Raw genomic sequence first — 12,922 nt, forward strand, 5'->3', positions numbered from 1 at the left:
CGAAGCCCCACCCTCCCCGCCCCCGACCTTCACTTCACGAGGCCGCTCCCAGAACCGCCGCAACAACAACTCCGTACGCCCGACTTCGTCGCCCACAGTCGCCCCGTGCATAACAGGACTCGCACCACCGGCCCGCACCGAGGACCGGGTCCACGTCGACTCCTCCACCAACAGCTCCAGCCGCCCCTCGCTCCCGTTGAAGGCAACGCGATACCCCTCCCAGGGCGAATAGGCAGTCAGGTGATAGGTCAGCGAGGCCCCAGAGGCATACCGCACAAGCACAGCCATGTCGTCCTCGATGCTCACCCCGGGCCCGAACACGTTCTGATCCCGGTGATACCCGTCCTCGCCCTCCGCCTCCAGATAGAGCGCACGCAGCACCTCGGACTCCGCAAGCCGCACAGCAAACGGATCCCCCTCCGCAGCAGCAGCCCCATGGGCCCGGGCATAAGGCCGCGCGAGCCCCCGCCGCCGCCCAGCCTCGTCCCCGTAGAAGAACAGCCCGCCCTGCGCGAACACGGTCTCCGGCTCCGTACCCAACCACCAGTTGACGAGATCGAAGTGATGCGTGGCCTTGTGCACCATCAGCCCCCCGGAGTTGGTCTTGTCCCGGTGCCACCGCCGGAAGTAGTCAGCACCGTGCCGCAGATCGAGCAGCCACTCGAAATGCACAGACCCGACCTCACCGATCTCCCCGCCCGCGATGAGTTCCCGTACGGCCGAATGCACAGGGTTGTAGCGGTAGTTGAAGGCGACCCGCACGTCACCCCCGGTCCGCCGCCGAGCGTCAAGAATGCGGCGGGCCTTGTCGGCGTCCGTGGTCATCGGCTTCTCCGTGACGACGTCGCACCCCGCCTCCAGCGCTCGCACGATGTATTCGTCATGGGTGCGGTCGACACTGCACACCACAACGAGATCCACCCGCTCACGCCGCAACATCACCTCGAAGTCCTCAGCGGCGTAAGCGGCCACGGGCCCCCGCCCAGGATGATCGGCCGCGATCCACTCATTGTGGACGGCCATACGCCGCCCATTGACGTCACAGAAACCCACCAACTCGATCCGGTCCGAGTACGGCCCGGTCAGCGCCTCGGTGAACATCCGCGCACGGGCCCCCAGTCCCACCACGGCACAACGACGACGCTTCCCTCCGACGGCCCCGACAGGCGCAACGGACGCGGCCGACGAGACCGATGTGGCGGATGCGATGCACGGGTCTTGTTCTGACATCAGGACCTTCCCTAGGGTCGTACCGGGGGGTGGAAGCGCTTTCTAGCGAAAGAGGTGACCCACTCATGCCCGGAAACAGGACAAGGAAGTCCTGGCCGTCCCGCAGGACCGCCAAGTCCCGGCCGTCCCGCACGACGGCCGCGGTCCTCGCACTCTGCGCGGCGGCAGCGGCGCTCACCGGCTGCTCCGACACGGGCGAGTCGAGCAGTGCCGGCGGCAACGTCGTGCTGCGCTACACCTGGTGGGGCAACCCGGACAGAGCGGCCCGAACCCAGGAGGCCATCGACCTCTTCGAGAAGAAGTACCCGGACATCGTTGTCCAGACTTCCTTCTCCGGATACGACGCCTACAAGCAGAAGCTCGCCACCCAGGCGGCCGGCGGCGACGCCCCGGACGTGATGCAGCTCGACTACCGCATGATCGACCAGTACGCGTCCGGCGGCGTCCTCCTCGACCTGGGGAAACAACAGGCCGTACGGACCGAGGAGTTCGACCGCGGCCTGCTCGCCACGGGCGTTGTGGACGGCAAGCAGTACGCGGTCCCGCAGGCTCGCGGCACGGAGACGGTCGTGTACGACACCAAGGCGTGGGAGTCGTCCGGTGTCGAGAAGCCGCGGAAGGGCTGGACCTGGAGCGACTGGGCCGACGCCATGCGCGCCCTCGCCGAGAGGACCGGAAAACCCGGCGCCACCGACCCGGGCCAGAGCGAGGACGCCTTCGAGGTGTGGCTGCGCGGCCAGGGCAGGTCCCTCTACACCAAGGACCGCGAACTGGGCTTCACCGCGGACGACTTGACCCGCTGGTGGACCTTCACCGACAAACTCCGCCGCGAGGGCGCGGTGTCGCCCGCAGAGCAGACCACCCAGCTCGACGGTGCGGTCGAGAACACCCCGCTCGGCCGCGGCAAGTCCGTCTCCGACTTCAACTGGGACGCCCCGTCGAGCGGTTATGTGGCTCTCGTTCCGACGGGCGTGACGCTCGCCCCGATGCCCTCGGGCGAGGACGGCACCCCCGGCCAGTACTTCAAGCCGTCGATGTTCATGGGTGTCGCAGCCGACTCGGGCCATCCCGAGGAGTCGGCCAGGCTCATCGACTTCATGCTGAACGACAGGGACGCCGCGAAGATCCTGGGTGCGACCCGTGGCATCCCGGTCAACGAGTCGATCCGTACGACGCTCGCCCCCGAGCTGAAGGACTTCGACAAGACGGTCGCCGACTACCAGGCCTCCGTGGACGGAACCCTCAACTCCCCGCCGCAGGCGCCGCCTTCGGGCGACAGCGCCCTGCAGACCACCTTCCAGCGGGACTACGACCAGGTGTCCTACGAGCAGATGTCGCCCCGCGAGGCAGCCGAGGACTACGTCACCGAGGCGAAGGCGGAGCTGAGGTCATGACCACCACCGAGATACCGGCCACCGCCCGCACCGGGAAGCGCTCCACACCACCGAAGCGACCCGGGAAGCGCCGACGCGAGGGCGCCGCCTGGGTGTTCCTCTCCCCGTGGGTCCTCGGCGCCGCCGTGCTGACCCTGCTCCCGATGGCCGTCTCGCTCTATCTCTCCTTCACGGACTACGACTTGTTCAACCCGCCCGAGTGGGTGGGCCTGCGCAACTACACGCAGATGTTCACCGAGGACCCGCGCTACTGGCGCTCGGTCGTCGCGACCCTCACGTACGTCGTCATCGCGGTGCCCCTACAACTCGGCCTCGCCCTGGTCGTCGCACTCGCTCTCAAGTCCATGCGGCGCGGCCGCGGCTTCTACCGCTCGGCCTTCTACGCCCCCTCCCTGCTCGGCGCCTCCATGTCCATCGCCCTGGTGTGGCGGGCGGTCTTCAACGACGGCGGCACCGTGGACAACCTGCTGGGCACGGGCGGCTGGGTCAACCGGCCCGGCTGGGCGCTGCTCGCGGTCGCCCTGCTGACGGTGTGGCAGTTCGGCGCCCCCATGGTCATCTTCCTGGCCGGACTCCAGCAGATACCGGGCGAGCTGTACGAGGCGGCCGAGGTGGACGGCGCGAGCCGCCGGCGCCAGTTCCTGTCCATCACCGTGCCCATGCTCTCCCCGGTGATCTTCTTCAACCTGGTGCTCCAGACCATCCAGGCCTTCCAGGTCTTCACCCCCGCGTTCGCGGTGAGCGCGGGCAAGGGCGGCCCCGCCGACTCGACGCTCTTCTACACGCTCTACCTCTACGACCGCGGCTTCGTCGCCTCCCACATGGGATACGCCTCCGCGATGGCCTGGGTACTGCTCCTCGTCATCGGCGCGGTCACCGCCGTACTGTTCCGGACCTCGCGCTCCTGGGTCTTCTACGCGTCCGAGGGGGACCGATGACCACCTCAACCGTCGCCGTACGCAAGCCCATTGCCTGGCGTCGCGTCGCCCTGCACCTCGGCTGTCTGGCCGCGCTGCTCGTGATGCTGTACCCGCTGGCCTGGCTGCTCGCGACCTCGCTCAAGCCGGCCAACGAGGTCATCGCCAGCCTCGACCTGCTGCCCAGCAGCCTGGAATGGTCCAACTACACGACCGCCCTCGACGGCGTGAACGACGTCTCCGTCTGGCAGCTGCTCGGCAACTCGCTGTTCATCGCGGGCGGCGCGGTCGTCGGGAACGTACTGAGCTGCTCGCTGGCCGCGTACGCCTTCGCCCGGCTGCGTTTCCGCTTCCGCGGCCCGCTCTTCGCGTTCATGATCGCGACGATCATGCTGCCGCACCACGCCGTGCTGATCCCGCAGTACATCATCTTCAACCAGCTCGGCATGGTGAACACCTACTGGCCGCTGATCCTGCCCAAGTTCCTTGCCACGGAGGCCTTTTTCGTCTTCCTCATCGTGCAGTTCATGCGAGGACTGCCGCGCGAACTGGAGGAGGCGGCACGGATCGACGGCTGCGGCCCGTTCAGGAGCTTCTTCCTGGTGATCCTGCCACTGACGCGACCCGCGCTGATCACGACCGCGATCTTCACCTTCATCTGGACCTGGAACGACTTCTTCACCCAGCTGATCTATCTCTTCTCGCCGGAGAAGTTCACGCTCACGCTGGCGCTCAGGTCGTTCGTGGACGCGTCGAGCCAGTCCGCGTTCGGCCCGATGTTCGCGATGTCGGTGATCGCCCTCCTCCCGATCGTCCTGTTCTTCCTCGCCTTCCAGCGGTTCCTGGTCGAGGGCATGGCGAACTCCGGGATCAAGGGATGAGCGCCGGACAGGCCCGCGAGACGGGCGAGATCTTCGGACCGCGCATGACGCTGTTCGCGGACGTGCTGAGCGTCGGCGTCTGCACGGCCCTCGTGGCGCTGCCGGTCGTCACCCTGCCGGCGGCACTGTCCACGGCCTGCGCGGTCCTGCGCGGCGTCCGCGAGGACCAACCGGCCACCGCGGGAAGGTACTTGGCGCTGCTGCGGCGACGCCTGCGCGTCGGGGACCTCGCGGCCGGGGCGCTGTCCCTGGCCGGAGTCCTGCTGCTCTGGGCGGACCTCGCCCTGGCCCGAGCCGGACTGCCGGGTGCCCCGCTGTTCGCGATCGTCGCCGCCGCCATCGGCGTGTACGCGGCCGTCGTGGGCCTTCGCGCCTGTGGGCGCCCCGAGTCGCTCACCGACTGGCGGGCGGCCGTGGCAGGGGCCGCCCGGGACTCCGTACGGGATGTGGGCGGCAGCGGTCTGGTCCTGCTCGCCGTCGCGGCGGCCGCGTTGTGTGCCTGGATGCTGCTGCCGCTGGCGTTCCTGGCGCCGGGACCGCTGGCGTTGGCGCTCACGGCGGTCGACGTACGGATGCCGCACCGGCCTGGAGGGGTGACGGCACTGCCCGAGTGACGTACGCCACGGGCCCGCGCCGGAACTCACAGGGGTGCGCGCCCGACTTCTGGACCGTCACGGCACGGACCGGCCGACGCCGTGCGATCTGGAGAACTGGAATGGGCAAGTCCCGACAATCCTCCCCGGACGCGGACGCGTACACGGACACGAGTGCGGGTGCCGGCGCGAACGCGGCCGCGGGCGCGGCGCTGCGGAGGCTGGTGCCGCCGCCCGCGCTGTGCGGCTTCCTGCTCCTGCTCGCGCTCATGTTCGTGGCGTCGTACGCAGCCGGTGCCGCAATCGGCCCCGTGGCGCCCGGCATGCACGAAACCGGAACGAGCCGTGACGGAGACGACGGTGGCGACGGAGGCGGCGACAGCGGCGGGGGCGGCATGGACATGGACATGGGCGGCACGCACGGAAGCGACGGCCGGTGAGTGCCGAACCGGTGGCCGTCGTCGTGACGACCGACCTGACCGTCGGCGGTATGACCTGCGCGGCGTGAACCGTGTCGAGAAGAAGCTCGCCAAGCTGGACGGCGTCACCGCCACCGTCAACCTGGCCACCGGGCGGGCCCGGGTGAGCCATCCGGCCCATGTCCCTCCCGAGGAACTCGTCGCCACGGTCGAGAAGGCCGGCTACGCGGCCACCCTCCCCACCCCCTCCCGAGCAGCCAAAACGCCAGGACGAGGACGAGGGGGACCCCGGGACCGAGGGCGCCCGGCAGGAGCGCGAGCGGCTGACGGTCACGGCGCTGCTCGCCGTGCCGGTGCTCGTACTGTCGATGGTGCCCGCCTGGCAGTTCCGCAACTGGCAGTGGCTGTGCTTCGTACTGGCCGCCCCGGTCGCGGTGTGGAGCTCCTGGCCGTTCCACGTACGGGCGTTGCGCGGGCTGCGGCACTCGACGGCGACCATGGACACGCTGGTCTCCCTGGGCGTGCTGGCGTCCTTCTCCTGGTCGGCTTACGCGCTGTTCCTCGGCGGCGCGGGCGAGCCCGGGATGCGGATGCCGTTCACTCTGCTGCCCTCGGCGTCCGAGGGCGCCGCGCACATCTATCTCGAAGCGGCCGTGGGCGTACCGCTGTTCGTGCTGGCCGGGCGTTTCCTGGAGGCGCGGGCCCGGCACGGGGCAGGGGCCGCACTGCGGTCGCTCGCCCGACTCGCCGCCAAGGAGGTCTCGGTACGCGAGGGTGGCGTCGAACGGCTGCTGCCCGTCGAGCGGTTGAGGACCGGGCAGGTCTTCGTCGTACGTCCGGGGGAGCGGGTCGCCACCGACGGGGAGGTGACGGAGGGCAGTTCCGCCGTGGACCTGTCCCTGGTCACCGGCGAGAGCGAGCCGGTCGAGGTCGGTCCGGGCTCGGCGGTGGTGGGCGGGGCCGTCAACGCCGGCGGGCTGCTGCTCGTACGGGCCACGGCGATCGGCGCCGACACCCAACTCGCCCGTGTCGCCAAGCTGGTGACGGAGGCTCAGGCCGGGAAGGCGCGCGCTCAGCGCTGGCCGACGCGGTGGCCGGGGTGTTCGTGCCGGTGGTGCTGGCGCTCGCCGTGACCGTGTTCGGGTTCTGGCTCGGCGCGGGAGCCGATCCGCAGGCGGCGGTCACCGCGTGCGTGGCGGCGCTGGTCGTGGCCTGTCCGTGCGCGCTGGGTCTGGCGACACCGACCGCGCTGATGGCCGCCACCGGGCGCGGGGCCCAACTGGGCGTCCTGGTCGGCGGACCGCAGGCCCTGGAGTCGCTCCAGCACATCGACACTGTCGTACTCGACAAGACGGGCACCCTCACCTCCGGCCGCATGAGCGTCGCCCGGGTCACCGCCGTGTCCGACGGACTCGGGCGGGAGGCGGTGCTGCGGCTGGCCGGTGCGCTGGAACAGGGCTCCGAGCATCCGCCGGGGCGCGCGATCGTCTCGTACGTACAACGGACCCTGCCCGAGCGGCCGTTGCCGGACGTGGGGGAGTTCGCCCCGACCTCGTCGAGCCGCGCCTGACCGAGGGTCTCGCCCGCGCCCAGCACGCCTCCGCCCGCCGGCTTGCGGACGAACTCCCCGACGAGACAGCGGTGTTGCCCACCCACGGCTTCGGCAGCTTCTGTTCCGCCGGCGGGGCCGAGGGTAGCGCCACCACCATCGGCAAGGAGAAGTCGGCCAGCCGCTGAGCAGGGGCAAGGGCGGTCAGCCCTGTGCCGCGTCGTCGGGGCGGAAGGTGACCGACGTGCCCGAGAAGCGGGCGGTGAGGCCGTCGGCCGAGGTGGTGACCGAGGGAAGGCGCAGGCCGTCGGGGATGTTCCGCAGCTCGATCGGCTGCTCGAAGATCTTGTCGAGCAGTACCTGACCGGCGTTGGGCAGTGCGCCGCTCGTCACCCGGAAGTCCTCGAGGGCGATGCGGTTGCCGGAGGCCGCCGACACTCTCACCGTCACTGTGATCCCGTCGCCGAACGGCATCGCCGTCCTCGCGCTGATCCGGCCGGGCCGGTCGCCCTGGGACACCTCCAGGCCGAGGGCGTTGGACACGTCGGTGTACGACAGCCGGGCGGTCGCCTCGGCGCTGCGTGCCCGTGCCTCGCTGCCGTTGTCCGACTTCCGCAAGTCGTCTAGTTCGAGGTCGAGTTCGGTCAGCGGCAGCGGGCGGGTGGCCTCGTCGGCGGGTATGTCGTGGGCGCTGATGTCCACATGCCGCAGGGTGCCGGAGGCCACCTGGGTCAGCACGGGGACGCCGCGTACATGGACCTCGGGCCGCGTGGCAGTACCCATGCTCTCCTGGAACGCCTCGGCCGTACCCGACTCCACCCGCGCCGCCACGACACGGTCGACCACCACGGGGACGAGGATCAGCGCGCACAGGGCGGCCAGGGCGATGACGAGCGGTTGCCGGTGCGTCCGAGTGGCGTCCGACCGGTGGTCGAAGCCGTCGCGGTATTCGGGATGGGGGCGGTACATGAACTCTCCTGTCGCGTGTACGGGGTTGCTGGGGGCCCGAGTTGCTCGGCACCCGGGCTACCGGGCATCGCACCCGGGCTGGTCGGCATCGCGGAGACGGCGAACCGTCGAGGCCGCGACCTCGCGGTCGGCGCCGGCGGCGATCAAGGTCGTGGTGGCGGCGCCCGTGCCGTCGTCGGCCCAGATCCCGGAGTTGACGCTGTCGAGGAGCACCAGGATGTGGGCTTCCAGGGCTCTGCTGAGCGGGCCGGGCGGGACGCCGGTGCGGAAGACGCCCTGCCGTTGGCCACGGGCGAGGATCCCGGCGACCGTGTCGCGGACGGGCGTCAGGAGTTCGCTGAACTCGTTGGCCCCCAGGTCCCGGCGGGCGAGCCCGATGAGCGTGCGATAGCGGTCACCGACCGGCCAGAGGGTGAGGACGACACGCGCCAGGGCACTCGCGGCACCCGGAGCCGGACCTCGACTCCGAGCCGCGTCCGAGGCCGAACCCACAGCCGAACCAGCGTCCGCGTCCGGAGCCGACGCCGACGCGTCGACGACGGCGATCGCAACGCGAATCGCCTCCCCCGCATCCGCCGCGAGCCCCCCGACAAGAGCGGCCCGCCCCGCGAAGTGCGCGTACACGGTCCGACGCGCCACACCCGCCGCCTCGGCGATGTCTCCGAGGCGGCTGTCGGCGTTGCGCCCCAGTTCCCGCAGGGCCGCTTCCAGGATGCGCGTGCGGGTGGCGCGGGCCGTACGGCTGAGGGGCTCGTGCGTCGCTGGCGGGCTGGTCACATCGGTACCTCGGCAGACAACAGGCGGGCAGACAGACAGGCGAGCGGGCGGGGCGGGGAGGGCTACCGCGATATTTGCACACCAGTGAGCAATAAACTAGCCTGCACATCAGTGGGCAATTAAGTCGCCCCGCTCGTCCCGCTCACCCCCTGGGAGCCTTCGATGCCGCTCGTCGCCAACACACCCGTCGAGAAGATGGCAGGGCCGTACTCACGGCGCTGGCTCGCCCTGCTGGTCCTGTGTCTGAGCCTGCTGATCGTGGTCATGGCGAACACGTCGCTGATCGTGGCGGCGCCGGACATGACCCAGGACCTGGGCCTGAGCAGCAGCGATCTGCAGTGGGTCATCGACGGCTACACCGTTCCGTACGCCGCGCTGATGCTGGTCCTGGGCTCGATCGGCGACAAGTACAGCCGTCGCGGGGCGCTCGTCGCGGGTCTGGTGATCTTCGCGGGCGGTTCGGTGATGGGCAGCCTGGTCGACGGGACGGGCCTGGTGATCACGGCCCGCGCGATCATGGGCGTCGGCGCGGCGGTGGTCATGCCGGCCACGCTGTCCCTGCTGGTCGCGATCTTCCCGAAGCGCGAGCGGGCCAAGGCGATCACGGCCTGGACCGCCACCTCCGGCCTCGCCATCGCGGTCGGCCCGCTGGTGGCCGGCTGGCTCCTGGAGGACCACGCCTGGGGCTCGACCTTCCTGATCAACGTGCCCATCGCCGTCCTCGCCGTGATCGGCGCGCTGGTCCTGGTGCCGCCGTCGAAGGCGGCGAACGCGGGCCGGATCGACTACGTGGGCGGACTGCTGTCGATCGTCTCGGTCGGCTCGCTGGTCTACGCGATCATCGAGGGCCCGCACTTCGGCTGGGGCACCGGACCGGTCGCCGCCGCGGTGGTCGCGGGCGTGGGCCTGGCGGCCTTCGTGCTCTGGGAGCTGCGCCATCCGCACCCGATGCTGGACGTGCGCAGGTTCGCCCGGCGTCCCTTCAGCGGCTCGATGCTCGCGGTGCTGTTCTTCTTCTTCGGCACCTTCGGGGCGATCTACTACTCCACCCAGTTCCTGCAGTTCGTCCTCGGCTACGGCGCGCTGGAGACCGGCGTCCGCCTGCTGCCGCTGGCCGGCGCGGTGTTCGTCGGCGCCGCGGCCACCGGGCGGCTGACGCCGAAGCTGGGCATGAAGGCCATGGTGGTGGCAGGCATGGTGATCGGAACCGTGGGCGTGCTCCTGCTCACCCGGATCGACACGGGCTCCACGTACGCCGACTTCCTGGCGCCGATGATGATGCTCGGGTTCGCGATCGGTCTGAGCGTGTCCCCGGCCACCGACACCATCATGGGCTCGTTCCCGGAGAGCGAGCTGGGCGTCGGCGGCGGTGCCAACGACACCGCGCTGGAACTCGGCGGCTCCCTCGGCATCGCCGTACTGGGCTCGCTGCTGGCCACCGCCTACAAGGACCGGCTGACCGACCTGGTCGGCGGTCAGCTGCCGGCCTCCGCGATGGAGACGGCCAAGGACTCGGTGGGCGGCGGCCTGGCGGTCGCCGAGCAGATCGCGAAGACCCCCTCCGCCGGACCCCAGCAGGCCCAGGCCCTGATCGACGCGGTGCACGAGGCCTTCGCCCACGGTGTCGCCCACACCAGCCTGATCGGCGGGATCATCATGGCCGCCGGAACCATGATCGTCCTCGCGGTCCTGCCCGGCCGCAAGGCCGCGAAGCGCGACCAGGACGAGCCGGAAGAGAGCCCGAAGGAGCGCGTGGACGTCTCCTGAGGATCCGCACGCGGGTCGGTTCACGAAGAACGGAGCCGACCACAAGGAAGGCCGGACCCCGGGTCCGGCCTTCCTTCACCCATGACGGGTCGTGCCCGAGCGGCGCACGGCCCGGGCGGTGCCGGGAGGGGACGCCCGGCACCGCCCTTCTCATGAGCGGGCGGGACCGACGCCGGTCCGCGCGCGGCGTTCGGCTCCCAACCGGGCGTAGTGGTCGATGAGTTCGGGCGCGTCCACGGTGTCGGGGTCGACGACCTGATCGGCGGGCGCGCCCTGGAGCAGCCGCTTGACGGGGACTTCGAGCTTCTTGCCCGTGCGCGTGTGCGGGACGGCCGGGACTTCGAGGATCTCGTCGGGGACGTGGCGCGGCGAGACACCGGAGCCGATCGCCTCACGGATGCGGTCGCGGAGCGCGTCGTCGAGGACCACACCGGCCGCCGGGACCACGAACAACGGCATCCAGTAACCGCCGTCCGGTTCCTCCGCACCGATGACGAGGGCCTCGGCGACCTCCGGCAGCCGTTCGACGACATCGTGGATGTCGGCGCTTCCCAGCCGTACGCCGTTGCGGTTGAGGGTGGAGTCGGAGCGGCCGTGCACGATCACCGAACCGTGGGAGGTGAAGGTGATCCAGTCGCCGTGCCGCCACACGCCGGGATACGTGGAGAAGTACGCGTCGTGACGGCGGGTGCCGTCGGGGTCGTTCCAGAAGTACAGCGGCATCGACGGCATGGGGCGGGTGACCACCAGCTCACCGACCTGGTCGACGACCGGGTGGCCCTCGGCGTCGTACGCGGCCAGCGCCACGCCCAGGTGAGCGGCCGACAGTTCCCCGGCCCGGACAGGTGTCGTGGGCGCGCTGCCGGCGAAGCCGGAGACGACGTCCGTGCCGCCGCTGATGGAGGCGAGCAGGACACGGTCTCCGACGTGGTCGCGGACCCAGGGGTAGGCGGAGGCCGGCAGCGCGGAGCCGGTGCAGCCGACCACACGGACGGACGACAGGTCGTGCACGGACGGGTCGATGCCGAACTTGGCCATTCCCAGCAGGTATTGGGGACTCGTGCCGAAGACGGTGACCCGGTGGCGGGCGGCCAGCTCCCACAGGAGGTCGGGGCGGGCGAACGGTGCCGGGCTGCCGTCGTACGTACAGGTCGTGGCGCCCGTCAGCAGGGTGGAGGCGACCAGGTTCCACATCATCCAGTGGGTGGTGGTGTACCAGAGGAGGCGGTCGCCGGGGCCGAGGTCGGAGTGCAGGCCCAGGGTCTTCAGGTGCTCCAGCAGGACTCCGCCGTGGCCGTGCACGATGCCCTTGGGCAGGCCGGTGGTGCCGGAGGAGAAGACGACCCACAGCGGATGGTCGAACGGCACCGGCGTACAGGCGAGTTGCTCCGTGCGGGCGGCCGCGTCCTCCCACGGTACGGCCAGGGACGGGTAGTTCCGGGACAGCCTCGGCAGGCCCACGTGGTCGACGAGCAGGGTTGCCTTCAACGTAGGTAGTGCGCGGGCCAGTTCGAGGGCCGCGTCGCGGCGGTCGTGGGCGGTTCCGTTGAAGAGGTAGCCGTCGGCGGAGATCAGGACGGTGGGTTCGAGCTGGGCGAAGCGGTCGGCGGCGGCCTTCGGCGCGTAGTCCTGGCCGCACACCGACCAGACCGCGCCGAGGCTCGCGGCGGCGAGGAACGCCACGATGGCGTGCGGGGTGTTGGGGAGGTAGCCGACGACCCGGTCGCCCATGCCCACGCCGAGGTCGCGCAGGGTCGCGGCGACGGAGGCGACCTCGGTACGCAGTCGGCCGGCGCCGACCGGGCGGGCCGAACCGGTCTCGTCCAGAGCGATGATCGCGGGCCGGTCGGGGCTCAGGCCGCGCAGGGCGTGGTGTGTGTAGTTGAGGGTCGCCCCGGGGAACCAGCGGGCACCCGGCATGGAATCCTCGGCCAGCACCCGCTCGTACGCACGGTCCGCGTCGATGTCGAAGTACTCCCACACCGCACCCCAGAAGCCCTCCAGGTCCGTGACGGACCAGCGGTGCAGCGCGGCGTAGTCGGTGTGGTCGGCGCCCGCCCCGACGCCCCGGCACCGGGCGGACCGGCGGGCGAAGTCCACGATGCGACTGGACGCCGCGGCCTGCGGATCGGGAGTCATGAAGGGGTCCGGGTACGGCCTGGTCATCGTGTGGCACTCCTCAACAGGCTTGTTTCGATGGTCCGTTGGGCTGGGAGAGGCTTTCGTGTGCTGTGCAGCAGGGACGCCCAGCCCGCGGTGTCGGTGAAGTCGGCGGCGCCGGACGGGACGACGTCCATGACGACGCGGTCGGGACGCAGCAGCACGGCCTCCGCCCTGCCCTCGCGCAGCCAGGCGGAGAGCCCGATGACCTTGACGAAGATCTCGTCGTTGACCTGGACGACCTGCTCCGGGATCTCCACGTGGAG

Annotated in this window: 10 protein-coding genes and 3 pseudogenes; 8 read left to right on the forward strand and 5 right to left on the reverse strand. The window is 70.6% G+C overall.

Annotated elements, in window-relative coordinates:
* The coding region (locus O3Q52_RS35925; protein ID WP_269652809.1) for a Gfo/Idh/MocA family protein at nucleotides 1–1,128 on the reverse strand (1,128 nt) is incomplete at its 3' end.
* 167 nt (nucleotides 1,129–1,295) lie between these two features.
* Between O3Q52_RS35925 and O3Q52_RS35930 the strand changes: the two genes are divergently transcribed.
* The 7 genes and pseudogenes from O3Q52_RS35930 to O3Q52_RS35960 all read left to right on the forward strand — a co-directional run.
* Nucleotides 1,296–2,624, forward strand: coding sequence for an ABC transporter substrate-binding protein (locus tag O3Q52_RS35930; RefSeq protein WP_269652810.1), 1,329 nt, complete (start codon nucleotides 1,296–1,298; stop codon nucleotides 2,622–2,624).
* On the forward strand, nucleotides 2,621–3,562 hold the full coding sequence (locus O3Q52_RS35935; protein ID WP_269652811.1) for a carbohydrate ABC transporter permease: 942 nt from the start codon (nucleotides 2,621–2,623) through the stop codon (nucleotides 3,560–3,562). Before O3Q52_RS35930 ends, O3Q52_RS35935 begins: the two co-directional genes overlap by 4 nt.
* Nucleotides 3,559–4,422 (forward strand): carbohydrate ABC transporter permease, encoded by an 864-nt coding sequence (locus O3Q52_RS35940; protein WP_269652812.1) that lies wholly within the window; start codon nucleotides 3,559–3,561, stop codon nucleotides 4,420–4,422. Before O3Q52_RS35935 ends, O3Q52_RS35940 begins: the two co-directional genes overlap by 4 nt.
* Nucleotides 4,419–5,036, forward strand: a complete 618-nt coding sequence (locus O3Q52_RS35945; protein ID WP_269652813.1) for a hypothetical protein — start codon at nucleotides 4,419–4,421, stop codon at nucleotides 5,034–5,036. The genes O3Q52_RS35940 and O3Q52_RS35945 overlap by 4 nt, the downstream gene beginning before the upstream one ends.
* A 101-nt stretch (nucleotides 5,037–5,137) precedes the next feature.
* Nucleotides 5,138–5,455 (forward strand): hypothetical protein, encoded by a 318-nt coding sequence (locus O3Q52_RS35950; protein ID WP_269652814.1) that lies wholly within the window; start codon nucleotides 5,138–5,140, stop codon nucleotides 5,453–5,455.
* A gap of 50 nt (nucleotides 5,456–5,505) precedes the next feature.
* Nucleotides 5,506–6,977, forward strand: a pseudogene (locus tag O3Q52_RS35955) (heavy metal translocating P-type ATPase); the annotation flags it as partial.
* Nucleotides 6,977–7,165 (forward strand): annotated as a pseudogene (locus tag O3Q52_RS35960) (MBL fold metallo-hydrolase); the annotation flags it as partial. The pseudogenes O3Q52_RS35955 and O3Q52_RS35960, both read left to right, overlap by 1 nt.
* Before the next feature lie 22 nt (nucleotides 7,166–7,187).
* Here the strand turns inward: O3Q52_RS35960 and O3Q52_RS35965 are convergent.
* Complete coding sequence (locus O3Q52_RS35965; RefSeq protein WP_269652815.1) at nucleotides 7,188–7,952, reverse strand: DUF2993 domain-containing protein; 765 nt, start codon at nucleotides 7,950–7,952, stop codon at nucleotides 7,188–7,190.
* Nucleotides 7,953–8,009: 57 nt separating this feature from the next.
* A complete protein-coding gene (locus O3Q52_RS35970) occupies nucleotides 8,010–8,729 on the reverse strand; it encodes a TetR family transcriptional regulator (RefSeq protein ID WP_269652816.1) in 720 nt (239 codons plus the stop codon).
* Nucleotides 8,730–8,891: 162 nt separating this feature from the next.
* Here O3Q52_RS35970 and O3Q52_RS35975 point away from each other — a divergent pair, with 162 nt between their 5' ends.
* Entirely contained in the window at nucleotides 8,892–10,496 is a 1,605-nt protein-coding gene (locus O3Q52_RS35975; protein ID WP_269652817.1) for an MFS transporter, read from the forward strand.
* Between the two features lie 150 nt (nucleotides 10,497–10,646).
* Here O3Q52_RS35975 and O3Q52_RS35980 read toward each other — a convergent pair whose 3' ends face one another.
* Together O3Q52_RS35980 and O3Q52_RS35985 are read right to left on the reverse strand one after the other, a co-directional pair.
* Nucleotides 10,647–12,662: an acetoacetate--CoA ligase gene (locus tag O3Q52_RS35980; RefSeq protein ID WP_269652818.1), complete on the reverse strand. Its 2,016-nt coding sequence runs from the start codon at nucleotides 12,660–12,662 to the stop codon at nucleotides 10,647–10,649.
* Nucleotides 12,659–12,922, reverse strand: a pseudogene (locus O3Q52_RS35985) (hypothetical protein); the annotation flags it as partial. The gene O3Q52_RS35980 and the pseudogene O3Q52_RS35985, both read right to left, overlap by 4 nt.

Origin of the sequence: Streptomyces sp. ActVer (genome assembly GCF_027270795.1) — a bacterium.
Classification (GTDB): Bacteria; Actinomycetota; Actinomycetes; order Streptomycetales; family Streptomycetaceae; genus Streptomyces; species Streptomyces umbrinus_A.